Here is a 20877-nt window from a genome sequence, read left to right as displayed (position 1 = left end):
GTCCGCCAGTCAGCGCGTCGGGGCTTCAGGCATCGCCGCGTCGCTCCCGCTGGCCTGATGCATACGCCCTCCGAGGTCTGACATGATGTACCAGGTTCCGCCGGCCATGATCGCGAGCAGGCAGACCGAGAACAGCACCAGCAGCAAATCTTCCCGCGACTGACCGCCCGAAAAGCTGAGATGAAGGAAATTGCGCATGTGCACGATGATCTGCAGCAGTGCCGCCACGCAGATAAGAACGATCTTCCACGTACTAGGCAGGTCGGAAAGCAGCGCTGCGAATGCCCCCACCGTCAGCAGCAGGCTGACGATGAAGCCCGTGGCATAGCTCTTGATCTCGCTCGCCGCGCTTTCCTGAGGGTTGAGTTCACCGGTGTTTGGCTTGGTCATGTGAGCGTCGCCAGAAAGACAAAGGAAAAGATGCCGACCCAGATCAGGTCGAGGAAATGCCAGAATACCCCCAGCATCGACAGGCGGACTTTCACCACGTCATCGACGCCGCGCGTGGAGATCTGTCCGATCATGGCGATAATCCAGAGAATGCCGGAGAAGACATGAAAGCCGTGCAGCCCGACCAGCAGCCAGTAGGAACTGAGCCAGCCGCTTACCTGAGGCGTGCCGCCTTCGCCGGCCTGACTTATGAAATCCTTGATTTCGAAGAACAGGAAGCCTGCGCCGAGAACTGCGCATATGAGCAGCCAGAGGATAAGCTTCGCGCGGCCTTGCTCATATTTCACTGACAGGGAGACACCCCCATAGGCCACGCCGCCGAAAAGCAGGAAGGCCGTCTGGATCGCGACGCTCTTTACGTCGAAGAGATCCTGCGGACCCGGACCTCCGGCGAGCCCGATGGGATCGAGATAGGACGCGTAAGAGGCGAATAGGATGCCGAAGATGATGAGATCACTCATCAGGAACACCCAGAAACCGAACACTGTGGATTCGGCCTGAAGATGCGCATCATCATGCGCTTCGCCAAGGTTCAATCCGGGATAGAGGCCGTTCTCGCTCATCCTGCGAACTCCGACAGGTCAGGGACGCCGCGATTGCGCTCTGTCTCTTCGTCGGCTCGGGTCGCAGGCGGAAGGCTGGCCACTTGTTGGCGGAACCGGCGATCTTCCTCCTCCACCTGGGCTGCCGGAATAATGTTGGGTTCAATCACCCGCATGCCGCGCAGTACAACTAAGCCGGGAATGGCAAGAACACCAAGGATCGCCAGCCACCAGATGTGCCACACCATCGCAAAGCCGAGCGTGAATGAGGCGCCGGCGATCAGCAGCCCATGCGCGGTGTTGGCGGGCATTTCTATGTCGGTATAGGTTTCGGGACTTCTCCAGGGATCACCTCTGCGCTTTGTCTCGCCCCAATCTTCACGTGCCTTGACGCGCGGGATACAGGGGAAGGTCCATTCCGGCACTGGCGCGGGGGTCGACCATTCCAGGGTCGAGCCATTCCACGGATCGCCGCCGGGAACGGCCAGTGCCCTGCGATTGCGATAGCTGGTCCAGAAGGTCCAGCAGAGGCTGGCAAGCGCGCAGAGCATCAACACCCCGCCAAACGCCGCAATATACATCCACGGCATGAAGTCCGGGTTCTGGAAGGTGGGTGAGCGGCGCGGCATGCCCATCAGTCCCAGCACGTAAAGCGGCATGAAGGTGAAGATGAACCCGCCGACGAACAGCAAGGCCGTGCGCCGGCCCCAAGTCTCGCTAAGGCGGAAGCCGAAGGCCTTGGGGAACCAGTAATGGATACCCGCCAGCATGCCGTAAAGCACACCGGGAATGATCACATTGTGGAAATGTGCAACCAGAAAGGTCGAGTTATGGACCTGATAATCGATCGAGGGATTGGCCAGAATGATGCCCGACAATCCGCCGATAACGAAGAGCAGGAAGAAGCCGGTCAGATAGACGATCGGCGCGGTGATCCGCACCCTGCCGCGCCATAGGGTTGCCATCCAGTCGTAGATCTTCACGCCGGTCGGGATTCCTATAATCATGGTGGCGATGCCGAAAGCTATATTGACCCCGGCGCTCTGCCCCATGGTGAAGAAGTGGTGCAGCCAGACGGTGAAGCTGATCACCGCAATACTCATGCTGGCGATCACGAGCGAGGTGTAGCCGTAAAGCCGCTTGCCCGAATAGGTGGAGCTGATTTCCGAGAACACGCCGAAGGCGGGCAGGATCAGGATGTAGACTTCCGGGTGGCCGAACATCCAGAAGATGTTGGCATAGTTCATCATATTACCGCCAGCGGCATTGGTGAAGAAGTGGAAATCGGCATATCGGTCCAGCGCCAGCATCACGCTCGACACGGTCAGTGCGGGCATGGCGTAGATCAACATTATGGCGACGCACAGGCTGGTCCAGCAGAACAGCGGCATCCGCATTAAATGCATTCCCGGCGCGCGTTCCTTGAAGATGGTGACGGCGAAATTCATGCCGGTCAGCGTCGAGCCCATGCCCGATATCAGGATTGCCCAGAGCCAGTAATCGACCCCTTCACCGGGGCTGAAGATCTTGCCCGTATAAGGCGGATACATGGTCCATCCGCCGGTGCCGAACTGGCCCACCAGCAGCGAAATCATGATGAGGCCCGCGCCCGCCGCCGTCAGCCCCAGACTCACCTGATTGAGCACCGGGAAAGCCATGTCGCGCGCACCAAGCTGTTGCGGCAGGACGAAATTGATCAGTCCGATCAGCAACGGCATGGCGACAAAGAAGATCATGATCGTGCCATGCGTGCTGAACAGCTGCGCGAAATGATCGGGCGCGACGAGACCGCTTTCCTTTTGCGCCAGCGTGCCAAGCGCCATCGCCTGATGCGCGCGCATCACGAAGCCTTCGATGATGCCCCGCGCCAGCATGACGAGCGCCAGCGCGATATACATGATGCCGATCTTCTTCGCGTCAGGCGACGTCAGCCAATTGCGATAGAGCGGGCCCCACCAGCGCATGTAGGTAAAAAGAACCAGACCGGCGATGGCGCCAAGAACCAGCACGCTGGCCGCGCCCGCACCCACGATGGTGCTGCTGTCCACATGCTTCAGCAGGTCGGTATAGGGCGTTACATTCCAGTCGAGATTGCCGACGATCGGGCTGGTCTCCCCGCTCATTCTCCGGCTCCCTTCGCACCGCTTTGGGGTAGGGCGATGCCGCCCCAGCGCTCGCTCGCGGCTGTGTTGCCGCTCCCGTGGTATTTCGCGACGATCTGCTGGAAGATATCCTGCTGCCCCAGTGCCATGATGATCGGCTGGGCGCGCTTGTTCAGACCAAGATCGCCCCTGGCATCGGCCAGCACCGTCCGTCGGCGCAATGTGGCATAGGTCTCTTCATCGAGCGCAAGCCCATCTTTGCTGCTGGCGACCCATGCCTCATAGTCGGCCGGGGCAAGTGCGCGCACCGTAAACTTCTGGCGCCCGAAGCCGTCGCCATTGAACTGCGTGTTTTCGCCCTCGGCCTCGCCGGTGCGGGTGGCGGAGAAATTCAGCTTTGTCGTCATTCCCGGCATGGCATAGATCTGTCCGGTAAGCGGTGCGATCAGCAGGCTTTGCATGACCGTATCGGTCGTCAGTGTCAGTTCGACTGGCCTCCCGACAGGCACCGCCAACTCGTCGACTGTCGCAATTCCCTCTTCGGGATAGATAAACAGCCATTTCCAGTCGAGCCCGATGGCCTGAACCTGCAATGGCTCCGGCCCCAGCGGTTCATAGGGATCGAGTTTCTCGGTGGAATACCACAGCCAGCTCGCCAGCAGGATGACGACCAGCACCGGCACACCCCACAGGGCATATTCGAGCTTCTTTGAAAATTCCCATTCGGGCGTATAGGCGCCGCGCGGCCTGGAATAGCGATAGCGCCAGAGGATGAGAGGCACGCCGATGAGCACCGGAAGGATCACGACCATCGTGATCCCGATTACCCGCAGCAGGTGGTCGTATTGTTCTTGGGCAATCGGCCCCATCGGCTGCAGGAAGCTCTGATCGAGGCTCCCCGATGATGCCAATGCGGCAGAGCCCGTCCATGCGACCAGACAGGCTACACCAGCTTTCGCCCATGATATCGAACGTCGCCCCACTCAAGCTCCCCGAAAAACTATTCAATCCCAGCCGATGTGACGTTTGTCGCTTCCCCGCAGGAAGGAACCGATGTGGCACAGGGCGCATCGGTTCCCTGAATTGCAGATCAACCTCGTCAGGCCGCATGCCGCCCCTTCTTGCGGGCAGATTAGCTGCAGAGGTTCTTATCGCAAGAAATTGTTTTTCAAGAGGTCTACGACCTCCCGCGTTCTGCCGTCGAGCACGGCCTTGACCCCGAACAAGGCAGTACTGGCAACTTGAGACGCTTCAATCTTGGGCGGCATGACCAGTTCCATCTGGTTGACATGGACATCCAGCAAAGCGGGCCCATCATGCTGCAACCACGCATCCATGGCTGGCTCCAGCGCGTCGGCTTTCTCGACATGCCATCCGGCAAATCCGCAAGCTTCTGCCAGCTTGGCGAAATCGGGATTGTGCAGGGTGGTGTAGTGATCGACCAATCCCTCAACGCGCTGTTCCATCTCCACGAAGCCGAGCGTGTTGTTGTGGAACACCACCAGCTTGAGCGGGATATCTTCCTGTACCAGCGTCAGCAAGTCGCCCATCAACATGGTCAGGCCGCCATCGCCGCACATGGCGATGACCTGGCGTTCGGGATAGGCCAGTTTGGCACCGATTGCCTGCGGCATGCCGCTCGCCATCGTGCCGTGCAGCAGGCTGTTGAGGAAGCGCCGCTTTCCGTTAGCCTTCAGGTGCCGCAGCATCCACACCATCGCCGTACCGACATCGGACACGAAGATGGCGTCGTCGTCGGCCTTGCCGTCGAGCATATTGGCCACGAATTGCGGGTGGATCAGTGTGGGATCGCTTTCCTCGCCCTCATTGTCATAGCCCTTGAGATCTTCGCCCCACTGTTTGCGCTGTGCCTGAAGGTGGCTGTCATCCGTCTTGGGCGCGACCAGCGGGGTCAGAGCCGCAAAGGTCGTCTTCGCATCGCCGACCAGACCCAGATTGATCGCCGACCTTCGGCCAAGATGCGTGGGATCAATATCGATCTGCACGATCTTCTTCGCTTCAGGATAATATTGCGTATAGGCAAAGTCGCAGCCCAGCGTGATGACCAGATCGGCATCCTCCAGCGCTTCCACGCCGGCCTTATTGCCGAGAATACCGTTCACGCCGACATTGTAGGGATTGTTCGGTTCGAGGAACTCTTTCGCCCTGGTCGTATGCACCATGGGTGCCTTCACTTTTTCGCAGAAGGCCATGATTTCCTCGCGCGCATCACGCGCACCGATCCCGGCATAGACCGAAACCTTGTCCGCACCATCCACGAGCGCGGCAAGTTCGGCCATTTCGGCGTCGCTCGGGCGGCAAACGGGCTGCGGACGATAGACTTCCCAGTCCATCGCATCATCATCGGTTTCGGTGAACATGTCCCCGTTGACGATGACGACCGCCACGCCCTTTTTCGTAAGCGCGGCCTGTGCGGCCTTGGTCACGATCCGGCGGGCTTGCGAGGGGTGCGAGATATATTCGCAGAAATGCGAATGCTGCTCGTAAATCTTCTTCTGATCGACTTCCTGCGGGAAATTGAAGCCGCTTTCCGTGCGCGCAACGTCCGAGGCGATCAGCACCACTGGCGCGCCGTTGCGATGGCTTTCATAGATTCCGTTGACGAAATGCAACGAGCCCGGGCCGCATGTTCCGGCACAGATCGACAATTCGCCGGTCATGTAGGATTCGCCGCCCGCAGCAAATGCGCCGACTTCTTCGTGACGCACACCGATCCAGCGGAGGTCGCTTTTGGCGACGGCGGTGGTGAAATGGTTGATGGTATCGCCGGGGATTCCGTAGACGCGCTTTGCGCCAGCCTTTTGCAAGGCATCGACCATGATCTCCGCTACGTTCTTCGACATAATCTTCCTTTCACCGGGGAATTCTTCAAATCTCATTATGACTGGCCGCATCAGGACGATGCGTGATCATCAGCTCATACGATGCGAAACGATCGTTCCGTCTTTCAGTGCCATCACGGTCCCGCGCGGCAGCGGCTGCCAGCCTTTCGAATCCAGCGGCACCGACGCAAAAAGGTGCAGCGGACCGGAAATTTCCGCGATACTGGCGCCGTGCGCAGTCCAGCCATCCCCGCAATCTTCTGCGTTGAAAGAGCGAATGTTCAGCCCGGGCTCGCGCGGTTCGGTCAGCCCGTCTTCAGTTTCGAAACGTCGCCGGTCAGCATGGATGAACAGATGCTCACCATCGAAGAACAGGAAGTTGGCGCTTCCCAGCTCGCGCATTTCGGCGGCGAACCCGGCGAAGATTTCGAACCGGGCGGCGGCTTCGGTGGCCTCTGCCTTGCCAAGCCTGTCCAGCAACAACAGGAAGGCGAGTTCGGAATCGGTATCGCCAATCCTTTTGCCGATCAGATTCTGCGTATCGCTGCGATCCTCCAGCCCCGGCAATTCCCCATTATGGGCGAAAGCGTGGCGTCTCCCGCCAATCACGCGGTCGAAGGGATGGGTGTTGGCCAGCTCAGGCTTGCCCGCCGTCGCACGGCGGACATGCGCCATCAGATGCTTGCAGGGGCGCGCGTCGCGAACCACCATACGCGACAATTCGCTGGTGGCGGCCGGATCGGGTTCGCGAAACAGATAGGCATCGCGGTCCTGCGCGAAGAGAATGCCCCATCCATCGCGGTTGCGATGCCGCTCGCCTCCTTCATTGGCAAAAAGGTCGAGCTCGTAACGGACCGTCTGGGGGGCCGACGCGCTCATCGCAAACAGTTCACACATCCATTCCGCTCCGCTTGTTGGCAGTTGACGACCCTGCGCTGTCGGCAGAGATCGCGCCGCTGAGAACCACGTTCTGATAGGCATAGGGAATCTCGATACCCGCCTCATCGAAACGTGTCTTGATCTGCTCCAGCAGGTCGAACTCCGCCCCCTTGGCCGTCGCCGCATCGGCGCACCACGCCCGCAGCGACAAGTCCACGCTCGACGCGCCGAGATTTACCACCGGGCACCCAATGACTTCGGCGACATCATCATGCGCGTGGGCCAGTTCGAGCACGATCGCGCGCGCCTTCGCAATATCGGAACTGTACCCGATGGAAATTGTCGGCGTCATCATCACCCGCAGGTCCACCGAAGACAGGTTGATCATGATCTGGTTGGCAATGGTCCCGTTCGACAGGACGATACGCCGATTGTCGAATGTCCGCAGCACGGTGTAGCCAAGCGACAGGTTCTCGACGATGCCCGTCTCCAACCCGGTGGGGGTGGTCAATTGCAGGCGGTCTCCCCTGCGAAAGGGCTTGTAGATCACCAGACTGATGCCTGACACCAGATTGCCCAGCGTCGATTGCGCGGCCAGCCCGATTACCACCGAAACGATGCTGACACCGGCCAGCAGCGACGTCGTCAATTTGTTGAGCGAGGGAACGACGTGCGTGAAGAGCAGCGCCAGCACGATCCACATGATGAAGGTGGCCAGATGCTGGATAAAACTGATCGTCATCCTGTCGATCCGCTCATTCGGATCATGTTCGATCAGCGTGCTCAGAGCCCGGCGGACAACCCAGCTCATCACGAAGCCGAACATCACGAAGGCCACGCCAAGCCCGACTGCCCCCCAGAAATGGCTGGGATCAAGATAATGCGTCAAACCAGCCAGCGCATGCGGAACGCTTTCACTGGCTGGGGATGAAGAGGCGGTTGGCGTCGGCCCCGGAGTGGCTGGCACCATCAGGGCCATCACAAGGTCGGCTTGAACGTGTCGGGATTTGCCATCCGCCAATATTCTGCAAAGGCTGTGTCATCGGGTTCATGCAGCAATTTGCCGGGTTCCACTTCATGGACAATTTGCGACCACGGGATCATCTCGGCATTGTTTTTCCACTGACGCAGATGGCGCGGCGTGAAATCGTCCGGCGTTTCGAGACCGCAGGCAACGACGATATCGTGCAGGCTGTCGAGCGTCTTTGATTGGAAATTGGCCACCCGTTCGGCCTTTTCGGGGATCACCAGGCCGCGCTGCCGAGCAGGCGAACTGGTCGCCACCCCAGTCGGGCACGTGCCGGTATGGCAGCGCAGCGACTGAACGCAGCCCAGCGAGAACATGAAGGCGCGGGCCGCATTGCACCAATTGGCACCCAGGGCCGCATTCATCGCGATGGCTGAGCCGGAGAAAACCTTTTCCGATGCGGCTAGCTTGACCTTGTCCTTCAGCCCGGTGCCGATCAGCGCATTGTTGACGTAATAGAGGCCGATGCGCAGCGGCAGACCAACATGGTCCGACAGTTCGAGCGGCGCTGCTCCGGTTCCGCCGCCACCGCCATCCACGACGATGAAGTCGAGCGTGATGCCGCTGTCGAGCATGGCCTTGCAAATGGCGAAAACCTCGTGCGGCATGCCCACGCACAGCTTGATGCCGACGGGCTTGCCGCCCGAGAGCTCCCGCATCTTCGCAGCGAATTCCAGCATTTCGCGCGGTGTGGAGAAGGCGGAGTGCCCCGGCGGCGAGAGGCAATCCTTATTGGCCTGAACCTGCCGGGTATTGGCGATTTCCACGGTCACCTTGGCTGCGGGCAGCAGGCCGCCATGGCCGGGCTTGGCACCCTGGCTCAGCTTGATCTCGGTCATCTTCACCTGATCGTGCTGCGACTTGTCGCGGAAGCTCTCAGGGTCGAAATTGCCATTATCGTCACGCGCGCCAAAGTAGCCCGAGCCAATTTCCCAGACGACGTCGCCGCCATGTTTCAGATGATAGGGGGATAGCCCCCCTTCGCCTGTATCGTGATAGAAATTGCCGAGCTTCGCGCCCATGTTGAGCGCCTCGATCGCATGGCTGCCGAGCGCGCCAAAACTCATCGCGCTGATGTTGAGGCGGGCGGCATCGTAGGGTTTGCTGCATTGATCGGTCCCGACTGTGACGCGGGTCCGCTTGGGTGCATTGGCATTGGGCGCAGTCGAATGGCAGAGCGCTTCATATTCGTTCGAGTAAACGTCGAGCTCCGTCCCGAAAGGGTGGGCGTCTTCCTGTTTCTTCGCTCTGGCATAGACCAGCGAGCGCGCGACCCGGTCAAACGGTCGTCCTTCCAGCGGGCCTTCGACGATATAGCTGCGCAGGAAGGGCCGAAGGTCTTCGAACAGCCAGCGGAAGCGCGACGTCAGCGGGTAATTGCGTCTCAACGAATGGGTGGTTTGCGCCAGGTCCCATAGCGCGATCAGCAGTAGCGGGACGATCAGGAGGAGGCCCCAGAAAAAGTGGTGCGACACCAGCACTCCCAGCAGCACGATAGCGGCTAAAAGTCCAAGCGGGATCCAGAGGCCCAGATTTCTTTCCCAGCCCTTATCTGCAAACAATCCGCGCACCAGCATCGAAGACCCCTTTGTATCGTTCTTTTTATGATTGGTAATGTCTAGGGCCGCGCTGTGCAAAGGTTTAAAAAGGGGGCATTTTTTTGTCCCAGCCGGGGGCATCCTAAAATGGCGACAGCGGGCGCAGCTTGTGGCCCTCTGTTTCGTTCGCTTGGAAAAACAGATTGAGTTCAGTCGGCTGTCGAACCTATTGCTGTCGCTTCACCGCCCCATTCCTCCGCCAGGACAGACCGGCATGAGTGATTTTCTCTTCGCCTTTATTCTATGCCTGCTCGCCGGCTGGCCATCACACAGCGCCAGTTTGGTGGCGCGGCTGTCTGCGCGTTTGTCAAACATGGCGCTGCTGTCCAGTCTGGCCTTGCTGGCCTGCATCACCAGCGCGGCAGTGGCGGTCTGGGCAGGGACTGCACTGTCGCCTGCACTGACGCGGAAGGCCGCGTTGATATTGCTAATATTTGCGCTGTGTCTGGCTGCGCTGGAGGCGGTACTCGGGCGCAAGGCGGCCTTGCCGCAGGAACCAACCCGTTCAGCAGGTGCGATCACCTTGGCATTGTTTATGTCTCTGCTCACCGATGCGGGACGATTCCTGCTCTTTGCACTGGCGGCGCTGACACTGTTCCCCCTGGCCACAGCTCTGGGCGGTGTGCTTGCGAGTTTTGCCGTGTTGATGCTGGCGGCGCTGGCGGGGGACAAATGGGACGTGACCTTTGCCAGCAGGAAATTGCGCTATGTTCCGGCCGGTCTTTTCGTCACCGCCGCCATTGTGGTGTTCGCCAGACTCTAGCTCAGCCTAAATAATGCAACGATTACAACGGAAATTTCCTCAACCGGCGGACTGGATCATTGATCGATTTACTAGATTAACTCGCGCGCTATTCTCGCTGAAACCGATGAAGGCTGTCGCGCGTTGAAGGATTGAAACAATCCAAAGATGTAAAATCAGATAGGGGAATAATTATGGCCCAAACGGGTGACAATTCGAAAAAAGCTCTGGTTGAAGCGCTGAATGGGGCACTTGCTGATCATCTCGCGCTGTATGTGAAGACCAAGAACTTCCACTGGCATGTCAGCGGCGCGCGCTTCCGCGATCTGCACTTGCTGTTTGACGAACAGGCCGGGCAGATCATCGCCCAGGTGGACGATATCGGCGAACGCGTGCGCAAGAATGACGAATATACGCTGACATCGATCGGGTCGGTGGGCAAAGCCACCAAGATCGAAGATCAGGATGACGTCACTCTCACCCCGCAGGCCATGGTCGAAGAACTTCGGGATGATAACAAGAAGGTCCTCGACCGGCTGAAGGAAGTGAAACGCGCTTCTGAAGAAGCTGAAGATTTTGCCACCAGCGGTGTCGTCGATGACTGGATTGACCAGACCGAAGAACGCGTCTGGTTCCTGACACAGACATTGAAATAAGGCAGTAAAACACGGTAAGCGTGTTGCTGTACGGACCGCTGCGGCTCATGCTGCGGCGGTCCTTTTTCATGGAGCAGATAATGGCCGAAATCCAACTCGTCGAAAATGCGAAAAATAGCGATATCGCCACCTGGCTTTGCCACCGGCTGGACGTCGCGTTGCAGTCCGGCGAGGGGCCAGTCGCAATTACAGTGCCGGGCGGATCGACTCCTTTCCCCATTCTTGAAGAATTGGTGAAATCCCCGCTCGACTGGAGCCGCATTGTCGTATGGCCGGGTGACGACCGGGTGGTGCCGGAGGATCATGCAGCCAGCAATACCGGCAAGATCCGCGCCTTGTTCGAGCCGGTTGGTTCAGAAGTCGTGACGCTCAGCGAAATGGAGGAGGTTCCTCATTTCGCGCTGGTCTGGCTGGGCATGGGGAGTGACGGGCATATTGCCTCGCTCTTTCCCAACACCAATCCGCAGACCGATGATCCCCAGATGGTACGCCGGCTCACCCCTGATCCCTTGCCGCCCGAGGCGCCGTTTGACCGGATCACGCTGACGCTTCCGGCGTTGCTCGACAGCGATGAGATTCTCTTCGTCATTCGCGGGGACGATAAATTTGCCGTTTTCGATGCTGCGGCACGGGGCGAGAATGATCTTCCCGTCGCGCGCTTGCTGCGCGCTGCATCGTCCCAGAATGTGGCATGCTTCACCTGATCCCGCCGCCGCTGCACCGGGCAGCCTTGCGGCTGGCGCATGGGCTGCGCAAACGGCTCTGGCGCTGGCGGCCACGCGTTTTGAACGGTGCGAGCATGATTGCGCGCGATGGCTATGGCCGGGTTCTGCTGGTCCGCCATTCTTACGGAAGTGACAGCTGGACTTTGCCCGGTGGCGGTATCCGTGCGGATGAGAAACCTGCCATCGCCGCTTTACGCGAATTTGAAGAAGAACTCGGCTGCGGGGTCAGCGATCTGACATTTCTGGGGGTTCGCGAGGAGCAGCTTCATGGCTCACTCAACCGCGTTCATGTCTTTACCGGAGTGGCGCAGGGTGTGCCGCGGGCTGACGGGCGGGAACTCACGCAAGCGTGCTTTTTTGCGCGCGATGATTTGCCCGAAGCAATCAGTCCGTTGGTCGCGCAAAGGCTTGCTTTACTGGATCGCTGAACTTGCTCAGAGAAGCGAAAGCTGTTTGTCCTCCGTCGCGTCATGACGTTCATCCACGCCCTCCAGCGCGCTCAGCGTCAGGCCCATCAAACGGATCGGCAGCGGCAGCGGCAGGCAGTCGGCCAATATCGCATGGCCAAGCTGGCTGAATTCTTCCTTGTCCCCCACCCAATGCGTTACCGAGCGTGCCCGGGTAATCTGCTGAAAATCGTTATATTTCAGTTTTAACGTGACGGTGCGCCCGCGGGCGCTGTGGCCCTCTATCCTTTCCCACACGATATCGACGATCGCGTCCATCGCCTCGTGCAGATCCTGCGGCTTGTGGATGTCCTGCGCATAGGTCCGCTCTCCGCCAATAGATTTGCGAATGCGGTTCGGCTTTACGGGGCGCAAATCTATCCCGCGCGCGGCACGATAGAGATAATCCGCGAAAGAGCCGAAATGTTCGCGCAGGAAGGCAATCGGCCGGGCCGCCAGATCGGCCCCCGTTTCAATGCCGAGTTTTGCCATCTTCTCCGCTCCGCGCGGCCCCACACCATGAAAGCGGCGCACGGGCAGCGACTGGACGAAGGCCGCGCCATCGCCGGGGCGAATGATGCACATGCCGTCGGGCTTGTTCTGATCGCTCGCCAGTTTGGCCAGAAATTTGTTGTAGGACACCCCCGCACTGGCGGTCAGCTGGGTTTTCTCGCGAATATTCTGACGGATCAATTGCGCGATCCGCGTTGCCGAACCGATGCCGCGCAGATCATCGGTCACATCGAGATAGGCTTCATCCAGGCTGAGCGGTTCGACCAGCGGGGTATAATAGCGAAAGATCTCGCGGATCTGGCCGGAAACCTCGCGGTAGGTGTCAAACCTGGATTTGCAGAAGACCAGATCGGGGCAGAGGCGCTTGGCGGTGGAGGATGGCATGGCGGAGCGTACCCCGAATTTGCGCGCTTCATAGCTCGCTGCTGCCACCACGCCCCGGCCACTGGCTCCGCCCACTGCAACCGGTTTGCCGCGCAGGTCGGGATTGTCGCGCTGTTCGACGCTGGCGAAGAAAGCATCCATATCGACATGGATGATCTTGCGCATACCGTCCGCTTCGTCATCCTGCGCCGGCGGAGGAGAGGAAGGGATGGGAGTCTCCATGACAGGCAATCTAGCGGTCCAGCTTGCACGTTTGAATAGAAAGACAACGGAATTTGTCAGTGTTGCCAACATATTTCCGTTTCTTCACGGCAGACACCGGGCTAGGGGCGAAGCATGAGTAATCTCGCGATCCCCAAAAATAAGCGCGTTATCGGGCAGCGTGAGCTGGTTGCCCTGACCGCATTCATGATGTCGCTGCAGGCGCTGGCGATTGACGCTATGCTGCCCGCACTGGACGAAATGGCCCGCGAACTGGGTGTTGCTGAAGGCAATCAGCGGCAATTGGTGGTCGCTGTTTTTCTCCTCTCATCGGGCGTCGGCGCCTTGCTGCCGGGTTCCTTCGCGGACAGATTCGGGCGTCGATCAGTGGCGATGTTCTGCATCACTTCCTACGCGCTCCTGTCGCTGGTTATCGCGCTCATCCACGATTTCACGCTGCTTCTGGTTATTCGCGCGCTGCAGGGTGTTCTCAGTGCTGGCCTGATGGTCCTTCCTGCGACGATCATTCGGGATCGCTATGAAGGTGACCAGATGGCGCGCCTGCTTTCGCTGGTCGGCGCGGTATTTATTGTGGTGCCGGTGCTGGCCCCGAGCTTGGGGCAGGCTGTGCTGACCTTTGCCGGTTGGCGCTGGATTTTCGTGGTGTTGGCAGCGATGGCGGGGATGGCTGGTTTCTGGGCCTGGAAGCGTCTGCCGGAAACGCTCGACCCGCTTGATCGCCAAATGATCGAATTGCCCGTGGTGATGCGTAACATGACCCATGCGCTGCTCAACCGTTCGGCAATCGGCTATGTCCTGGGCACCAGTCTGCTGATCGGTGCGGTCTTTGGCTATGTGAATTCTTCGCAGCAATTGATCGGCGAACATTTTGGCATGGGCACGTGGTTCCCGATCGTGTTTGGCGGCACCGCGGCGATGATGGTTCTGTCCAACCTCGTCAATTCGCGGATCGTCGAACGCTTTGGCGCGCGGCGTGTTTCGCATACCGGCGTGCTGGCCTTCATCGCGGTCAGCGCGCTGCAGGTCTTGGCGGCATTCCGGCATGATGGCGACATCGTCTATTTCCTGCCGCTGATGGCGACGAATCTGGCGCTGCTCGGTTTTCTGGGGGCCAATTTCGGGTCCATTGCAATGCAGCCTTTCGCGCATATTGCGGGGGCTGCGAGTTCGATCCAGAGCTTCTTCCGCACCTTTGGCGCGGCGGTTGTCGGGCTCTTCATCGGGCAAAGCTATGACGGCACAGCGCGGCCTTTCGCTATTGCCCTGCTGATTTGCAGTGTGCTGGCTCTGCTGCTCGTGCTCTATAGCGAAAAGGGCCGGCTGTTCCGCCGGCTGAATGCCCCCGCCAAGCCTGAGACGAAGCCCGGCGGGGTTTATTAAGCCAGGATTGGCGGGGCTATTCGGCGGGTTCGATCCGCGCGAGTAAGGTGTCCACCTGAACCTGCGCGCCCTGCTGCGCGGGCAGGTCGGTCACGATACCGGTGAAGGGTGCGGTGAGGGTGTGTTCCATCTTCATCGCCTCCATCACCAGCAATCGCTGCCCTTCTTCAACGCTGTCGCCTGCGGCTACATCCACCGCAATAATTTTGCCCGGCATCGGGGCCAGAATGGCGCCATCGCCAATCGCGCCCTGTCCGGTGCCGCGCGCGACGGCGTCGAAAGCGATGGCCTGGCCGGAATCGAAAGTAATCGGGCCGCGATCACCGGTTACACTGGCGAGTGCGGCCTGACCGGCGGGTTCAACGCTGCGGAACTCTCCGTCATAGCCCACCCATATTCCGGTTTCTGTGGGAGCATTGAGGCGAAAGCCCATCAGCCCTTTCGGTTCCGCTCCACCGGCTGAGTGGTCCTGAATGGCGCGGGCCGCAATGCGCCAATGCTGATCGTTCGGCTCGGTGGAGGGGATCAGCGCATCCTCATGTGCGGCGATGAAGCCAGTATCCAGATTGGCGCTGCGGAAATCTGGATGATCCAGGGCGCGGGCCAGAAATGCGGCATTGGTTTTGACAGGCCAGATCTGCGTTTCGGCCACCATCTTTTGCAATCCATCCACCGCCTGTTCCCGGGTGTCGGCGTGATAGATCAGCTTCGCAATCATCGGGTCGTAATGCGGGCTGATCGCGTGGGTTTGCGCCACGCCGGTTTCCACCCGTCCGCTTTCAGACAGATGGAAATGGTCAAGCCGCCCGGTGCTGGGGAGGAAGCCGCTGGAGGGATCTTCGGCATAAAGCCGCGCCTCTATGGCATGGCCGCGGATCGTCAGATCGTCTTGCGCCAATGGGATGGGTTCGCCGCTGGCCACCCGCAATTGCCATTCGACCAGATCGACCCTGGTGATTTCCTCTGTCACCGGATGTTCGACCTGCAGCCGGGTGTTCATTTCCATGAAAAAGATGTTGTCGGCAGACAGGCCGCCATCTGTGCCCGCATTGCCATCGGCGATGAATTCGACCGTTCCGGCCCCCACGTAATCAACCGCTTTGGCGGCCCTGACCGCAGCCGCGCATAATTGCTCACGTGTTGCCGCGTCCATGCCCGGCGCGGGCGCTTCTTCGATAACTTTTTGATGGCGCCGCTGAAGTGAACAATCGCGTTCAAACAGATGCACGGCATTGCCGTGGCTATCGCCGAAAATCTGCACTTCGATATGGCGCGGCGATGTGATCCATTTTTCCAGCAGGACATGATCATTGCCGAAACTGGCCTGCGCCTCGCGCCGGCAGCTTTCCAGCGAAGCGGCAAAATCGCTCGCCCGGTCGACCTTGCGCATGCCTTTGCCGCCGCCGCCGGCGACTGCTTTGATCAGCACGGGATAGCCGATCTGCTCAGCCTCCTGCGCCAGCCTCTCTGGCGATTGATCCGTGCCGTCATAGCCGGGCGTGACCGGTACGCCGGCATCGCGCATCAACTGTTTGGCGGCATCTTTCAGGCCCATGGCGCGGATACTGTCCGGCTTGGGCCCAACCCAGATCAGCCCGGCATCGATCACCGCTTGTGCAAATTCGGAATTTTCAGACAGGAAGCCATAGCCGGGGTGAATGGCTTCGGCGCCGGAGGATTTCGCCGCGGCGATAATGGCCTCTCCGCGCAGATAGCTTTCCGCGGCGGGCGGCGGCCCGATGCGGACTGCATCATCGGCCTGCTGCACATGCAAGGCTCCGGCATCGGCATCGGAATAGACCGCAATCGTGCGAATATTCATCGCATTGGTTGTGCGAATGATGCGGCAGGCGATTTCGCCGCGATTGGCGATCAGAAGAGATTGTATCATCTGTAACAGGCTACAATTGCCTGCAGCCATCGGCAAGCGTGGTGGTTCAGATATCGTCCTCTTCACGCAAAGGTGTCATGGGAATGGGGGCAATCGGGCCCGCCATCCGTACCGCGACCAGAACTTCGCTGCGGGTCCAGCGGGGCCATTTTTCGGGTTCCGGCGCGCGCCGCAGAGCCTGATAGAACCCTTTACTAACAAAGCGCGCCTTGGCCGCAGCGGATGTGTGTACCCGGCTGTTCCACGCCTCTGCGCCGCGTTTGCGAACTTCGCGGCCAATTGCGCCATAGATATTGGCGGCGGAGAGCACCGCCCAGCGTTGTCGCAGGGTCAGCGCGCGCGCGCCATAACGGGCGGCGGCTTCGTGGCTTTCTGCCATATCCACCAGACGTTTGACCAGTTTGACCAGCTTTTCGCGATAGGCGGGCTTCATGTGCTGGCCGGGCGGAATATCTTCCTCCACCAGCCATTCGACCGGCAGATAACAGCGCCCGGCAGCATCATCTTCATAGATGTCGCGGGCGATATTGTTGAGCTGAAATGCAAAGCCAAGGTCACAGGCGCGATCCAGCGTTTCATGGTCATCCGGAGATACGCCCATCACCAGCGCCATCATCACGCCGACTGCGCCAGCCACGTGGTAGCAATAGCGCATCATGTCCGCTTCGGTACGGGGGCGCCAACCTTTGGCATCCAGCGCGAAGCCGTCAATCACATCATCGGCGAGCTGCCGATCAATCCGGGCTTCCATTGCCACCTGACCAAAAGCATCAAAGGCGAGGTCGGCGGTTGGCTGCCCGTCCAGTGCGCGGTGTGTCAGGACGCGGATGCCCTTTACGCGCTGCTCAACATTGGCCTGTTCCTGCAAGACACCGCCATGGTCCTGCCCATCGGTAATGTCGTCACATTGGCGGCACCAGGCGTAGAGCAGCCACACGCGTTCACGCGTGGCCCGTCCGAACAGAGCGGATGCGGCAGAAAAGCTTTTGGACCCCTTTGCGATGGACGCTTTTGACTTTTGCACCAGCCATTCCCGCTCGCGCCCGCCGCCGACCTGGCGGGGCGTGGTGCGCAAAATGCGGGAGGGAGCAAGAAGACGGGGGCGGGCCATGTCAGAGTTCTTCGCGTTTCATATCGAAAATCGGGCGGTGCGGCTGATAGTCCCTCATGCGGTCAAGCAGCGGGTCGAGCGCGCTGTCGGCGATCATGATCCCCTGATGAGCCGGGCGGACGAAACCCACCTCCGCCATATGGTCGCGAAAGGCGATCAGCGAGTCGTAGAAGCCAAAGGCGTTGAGCAGGCCCACGGGATAGGAATGGTAGCCCAGCTGAGCCCAACTGATCGCTTCCCACAATTCATCCATCGTGCCGACCCCGCCGGGCAGAGTCAGAAACCCGTCGGACAGATCGGTGAATGCCTGCTTGCGCTCATGCATGCTGGAAACCACGGTCAGCTCGGTGCAATCCGTATTGGCGACTTCGCTGCCTGCCAGCTTGTCCGGGATTACGCCCAGCACTTCGCCGCCAGCCTCCAGCGCACCTGTCGCCAGTGCGCCCATCATGCCCAGACGGCCTCCCCCATAAACCACGCCAATACCGCGCTTCGCCAAGGTTTTGCCAACCGTGTAGGCGAGTTCGACATAGCGTGTATCCTGCGGGGAGGCGGAGCCGCAATATACGGCGAGACGTTTCATCTTAACTTAAATCCTCAATCATCAGCCCGGCGGTGGCCTTGGCACTGCCAACCACGCCCGGAATACCCGCGCCCGGATGGGTCCCGGCGCCGGTCAGGTAGAAATTCTTGATCACATCGTCGCGATTATGTCCGCGGAACCAAGCGCTCTGGGTCAGGATGGGTTCCAGACTGAAGGCGCTGCCCAGATGGGCGTTGAGGTCCTGCGTGAAATCGCGCGGCGTATAATGGAACTTGGTCAGGATGCGGTCGTGAATATCGGGAATCAGGCGCCGCCCGACTTCATCCAATACGCGCTTTTCAAGCATCGGCCCCACCTTGTTCCAGTCCACTGCCAGCTTACCCATATGGGCGACGGGCACCAGAGCATAAAACGTGCTCATACCCTCTGGTGCGACCGACGGATCGGTGACCGTGGGATGGTGGAGATAGATGGAGAAATCCTCCGGCAGAACGCCGTGATCGTAAATATCCTCCAGCAATTCCTTATAGCGCGGACCGAACAGGATCATGTGATGGGGAATGCCGGGCCAGCGCCCCTCTATCCCGAAATGGACTACGAACAGGCTGGGGGAAAAGCGCTTGGCCGAAAGGCTGCGGCCCATTTTCTGCCCGCGCTCATGGCCGGACATCAGATCGCGATAGGAATGCACGATATCGGCATTGCTGGCGACGGCGTGAAATTCCTCTTTCCACCCGCTTTGCGTTTCCACGCTGCGGGCCTTTTGCCCTTCGACATGCACCTGTACCACCGGATCACCGATGCGCATCGTGCCGCCCAGCCTTTCAAAATGCCGGACCATGCCTGCGACCAGACGGTTAGTGCCGCCGCGTGCCCACCACACGCCGCCATCCTTTTCCAGCTTGTGGATCAGGGCATAGATCGAGCTGGTCGTCATCGGATTGCCGCCGACCAGCAATGTGTGGAATGACAATGCCTCCCGCAGTTTTTCACTGCGGACATATTTCGACACCATCGAATAGACCGAACGCCATGCCTGATGTTTGGCCAGCGCAGGGGCCGCCTTGATCATGCTTTTGAAATCAAGGAACGGCACCGTGCCGAGCTTTACATAGCCTTCCTCATAAACGGCGGCGGCGTAGCGCAGAAATTCGTCATAGCCATCGACATCGGCGGGATCGAGCTTGGCGATTTCCTTGCGCAATTGGGCGTCATCATTCGAATAATCGAAATTGGTGCCGTCGGGCCAGTTGAGCCGATAGAAGGGCATGACTTCCATCAGTTCCACATCCTGCGCCATATCGGCACCGGTCAGCTGCCACAGTTCACGCAGGCAATCAGGGTCGGTGATGACGGTCGGCCCGGCATCGAAGGTGAATCCTTCACGCTGCCAGTGATAGGCACGTCCGCCCGGCGTATCGCGGGATTCCACAATCGTGGTCGCAATGCCTGCGCTTTGCAGGCGAATGGCCAGCGCCAGCCCGCCAAAGCCGGAACCGATGACACAGGCGCGGCGCGTCTGCGCCGTAATGGGGCTGTTCATGCAAAATCCTTCCGGCGGGAAATAATCAGGGTGCGCAGGGCGCGGAAAATCGGAACGGGTGGTTTGCCGCATAGAACGCGGAAGCGATCTGCCGGCGTTGAACGCGCGGAATAGAAGCGTTCTATCAAAGGTTCGCGCAAACGGTAAAATCTTTCGAAGATACGAAACCTTTCTTCCGGCTCGGCCGCGCCAAACAACATGCTGCCCAGCATTCTGTAATATCCGGTGGCTCGCCAATGGTTCCGCGCCCGCTCCTCCAGCTGGTCCGCCAGAAGGTGCCCCGGCATATCGGCCGCCCGCACGATGGCCAGCGCGGTGTCGACCGCAAAGGGCAGCGTATAGCTGGTCAGGGGATGGACAAACCCGCCGCGTGCGCCCGCGATGGCGACGCCTGAGAGGCGCTGCTCACGTTGAAATTTCGGGAAGTCTCCCCCGGTGATAACCGGCAGGACGCCCGTTTCTTCACTGATGGTTTCGCCCTGCAGCCGGTGTCTTTCGCAATAACGATCGATCCGGGCGGACAGTTCGGCCTGGTCCAGTTCAGGGCCATCGGAATAATAGGTGTCTTCGAGGAACAGCTCCGTGTCGCTCAGCGGCAGGACATAGACGAAGCGATAGGAGCCATGCTGGCGCACCATGGCATCCATGATGACAGGGTGTTCAATATTATGCGGTGTGGGGCTGCGCAGGTGGCGCCCGTAAAATACCTGATACCCGCCGCCTAGATAGCGTGATTCGGTGTGGCCACGGCAATCGATCACGCTGCGCGCATCGATGGTGCTGCCATCATCCAGCTTCACCTGGCGATGGGTCAACCGGCTGGCCTGCCGCCCGGTCATAATCGTGCCGGGCGGCAGCATATTTTCGAGCGCCGCGGCAAACTCCGTAGAAGAAAGCGAATTATAGGGCGTCGACAAATGTCGTTCGAGCGCGGGGAAACGCACATCATATCCGCCATCCCACCGGGCATGCGGGAATAGGGCCAGCAGCGCTTCCGCCTCTGCGCCCATAGGTGACAGGTCGCTGCTGAACCAGCTCCAGCGATGATTGCCGCCGGGGCGTGTGCCGCTTTCGATCAAAGCCACGGAAAGGTCTGGCCGGTGCTGCTGCAGGGCAGCGGCGATCAAACCGCCGGAGAGGCCCCCACCGACAATCGCAATATCACAGCCTGTTTTATCCATAGGCCTGCCTTAGCTGATGGGAGCGTGCAGGCAAATCGTCCGATGCGCGCAAAACGACAAACGCTGCCACTATTTGGAACCGAGACCGAATGAGCGAG

19 protein-coding genes are annotated in these 20877 nt (G+C 59.7%); 5 read left to right on the top strand and 14 right to left on the bottom strand.

All coding sequences use genetic code 11. The features are described from left to right. Positions 1-9: 9 nt before the first annotated feature. The 8 genes from GRI91_RS14690 to GRI91_RS14655 form a co-directional block, all read right to left on the bottom strand. The gene (locus GRI91_RS14690; RefSeq protein WP_160737427.1) at positions 10-390 is read right to left on the bottom strand and encodes a cytochrome o ubiquinol oxidase subunit IV; all 381 of its coding nucleotides are present in this window, start codon (positions 388-390) and stop codon (positions 10-12) included. Continuing rightward, positions 387-1013, bottom strand: coding sequence for a cytochrome c oxidase subunit 3 (locus tag GRI91_RS14685; RefSeq protein ID WP_160737426.1), 627 nt, complete (start codon positions 1011-1013; stop codon positions 387-389). The genes GRI91_RS14690 and GRI91_RS14685 overlap by 4 nt, the downstream gene beginning before the upstream one ends. After that, entirely contained in the window at positions 1010-3115 is a 2106-nt protein-coding gene (locus tag GRI91_RS14680; RefSeq protein ID WP_160737425.1) for a cbb3-type cytochrome c oxidase subunit I, read from the bottom strand. The genes GRI91_RS14685 and GRI91_RS14680 overlap by 4 nt, the downstream gene beginning before the upstream one ends. Continuing rightward, on the bottom strand, positions 3112-4077 hold the full coding sequence (locus GRI91_RS14675; protein ID WP_160737424.1) for a cytochrome c oxidase subunit II: 966 nt from the start codon (positions 4075-4077) through the stop codon (positions 3112-3114). The genes GRI91_RS14680 and GRI91_RS14675 overlap by 4 nt, the downstream gene beginning before the upstream one ends. 165 nt (positions 4078-4242) lie before the next feature. Next, entirely contained in the window at positions 4243-5958 is a 1716-nt protein-coding gene (locus GRI91_RS14670) for a thiamine pyrophosphate-dependent enzyme (protein WP_160737423.1), read from the bottom strand. Positions 5959-6027: 69 nt separating this feature from the next. Beyond that, on the bottom strand, positions 6028-6834 hold the full coding sequence (locus GRI91_RS14665; protein WP_160737422.1) for a class II glutamine amidotransferase: 807 nt from the start codon (positions 6832-6834) through the stop codon (positions 6028-6030). Further along, positions 6827-7795 (bottom strand): mechanosensitive ion channel family protein, encoded by a 969-nt coding sequence (locus GRI91_RS14660; protein ID WP_237437915.1) that lies wholly within the window; start codon positions 7793-7795, stop codon positions 6827-6829. The genes GRI91_RS14665 and GRI91_RS14660 overlap by 8 nt, the downstream gene beginning before the upstream one ends. Then, positions 7795-9420 carry an FMN-binding glutamate synthase family protein gene (locus GRI91_RS14655; RefSeq protein WP_160737421.1) on the bottom strand — a complete coding sequence of 542 codons (1626 nt, stop codon included), beginning with the start codon at positions 9418-9420 and terminating at the stop codon, positions 7795-7797. The genes GRI91_RS14660 and GRI91_RS14655 overlap by 1 nt, the downstream gene beginning before the upstream one ends. A 235-nt stretch (positions 9421-9655) precedes the next feature. Between GRI91_RS14655 and GRI91_RS14650 the strand changes: the two genes are divergently transcribed. The 4 genes from GRI91_RS14650 (at position 9656) to GRI91_RS14635 (ending at position 11992) form a co-directional block, all read left to right on the top strand. Continuing rightward, positions 9656-10204, top strand: coding sequence for a hypothetical protein (locus tag GRI91_RS14650; RefSeq protein ID WP_160737420.1), 549 nt, complete (start codon positions 9656-9658; stop codon positions 10202-10204). 173 nt (positions 10205-10377) lie between these two features. Beyond that, a complete protein-coding gene (locus GRI91_RS14645) occupies positions 10378-10839 on the top strand; it encodes a Dps family protein (RefSeq protein WP_160737419.1) in 462 nt (153 codons plus the stop codon). 80 nt (positions 10840-10919) lie between these two features. Next, the gene (locus GRI91_RS14640) at positions 10920-11543 is read left to right on the top strand and encodes a 6-phosphogluconolactonase (RefSeq protein ID WP_160737418.1); all 624 of its coding nucleotides are present in this window, start codon (positions 10920-10922) and stop codon (positions 11541-11543) included. After that, on the top strand, positions 11531-11992 hold the full coding sequence (locus GRI91_RS14635) for an NUDIX hydrolase (protein ID WP_160737417.1): 462 nt from the start codon (positions 11531-11533) through the stop codon (positions 11990-11992). The genes GRI91_RS14640 and GRI91_RS14635 overlap by 13 nt, the downstream gene beginning before the upstream one ends. Before the next feature lie 6 nt (positions 11993-11998). Here GRI91_RS14635 and dinB read toward each other — a convergent pair whose 3' ends face one another. Continuing rightward, positions 11999-13129, bottom strand: a complete 1131-nt coding sequence (gene dinB, locus GRI91_RS14630; protein ID WP_160737416.1) for a DNA polymerase IV — start codon at positions 13127-13129, stop codon at positions 11999-12001. Positions 13130-13243: 114 nt separating this feature from the next. Here dinB and GRI91_RS14625 point away from each other — a divergent pair, with 114 nt between their 5' ends. Then, positions 13244-14509 (top strand): multidrug effflux MFS transporter, encoded by a 1266-nt coding sequence (locus GRI91_RS14625; RefSeq protein ID WP_160737415.1) that lies wholly within the window; start codon positions 13244-13246, stop codon positions 14507-14509. Positions 14510-14525: 16 nt separating this feature from the next. On the opposite strand, the gene GRI91_RS14620 is transcribed toward GRI91_RS14625, so the two are convergent. Genes GRI91_RS14620 through crtY form a run of 5 tightly spaced genes read right to left on the bottom strand, consistent with a single transcriptional unit; the run spans position 14526 to position 20779 of the window. Further along, positions 14526-16400: an acetyl/propionyl/methylcrotonyl-CoA carboxylase subunit alpha gene (locus GRI91_RS14620; RefSeq protein ID WP_160737414.1), complete on the bottom strand. Its 1875-nt coding sequence runs from the start codon at positions 16398-16400 to the stop codon at positions 14526-14528. Between the two features lie 46 nt (positions 16401-16446). Continuing rightward, positions 16447-17511, bottom strand: coding sequence for a phytoene/squalene synthase family protein (locus tag GRI91_RS14615; protein ID WP_160737413.1), 1065 nt, complete (start codon positions 17509-17511; stop codon positions 16447-16449). Position 17512: 1 nt separating this feature from the next. Then, positions 17513-18094: an LOG family protein gene (locus tag GRI91_RS14610; protein WP_160737412.1), complete on the bottom strand. Its 582-nt coding sequence runs from the start codon at positions 18092-18094 to the stop codon at positions 17513-17515. Position 18095: 1 nt separating this feature from the next. Then, positions 18096-19598 carry a phytoene desaturase gene (locus tag GRI91_RS14605; protein WP_160737411.1) on the bottom strand — a complete coding sequence of 501 codons (1503 nt, stop codon included), beginning with the start codon at positions 19596-19598 and terminating at the stop codon, positions 18096-18098. Next, complete coding sequence (gene crtY, locus GRI91_RS14600; RefSeq protein ID WP_160737410.1) at positions 19595-20779, bottom strand: lycopene beta-cyclase CrtY; 1185 nt, start codon at positions 20777-20779, stop codon at positions 19595-19597. Before crtY ends, GRI91_RS14605 begins: the two co-directional genes overlap by 4 nt. Between the last annotated feature and the right edge of the window lie 98 nt (positions 20780-20877).

This window comes from Altericroceibacterium endophyticum, assembly GCF_009827595.1.
Lineage (GTDB): Bacteria > Pseudomonadota > Alphaproteobacteria > Sphingomonadales > Sphingomonadaceae > Altericroceibacterium > Altericroceibacterium endophyticum.
This window is presented reverse-complemented; position numbering and strand designations above follow the sequence as displayed.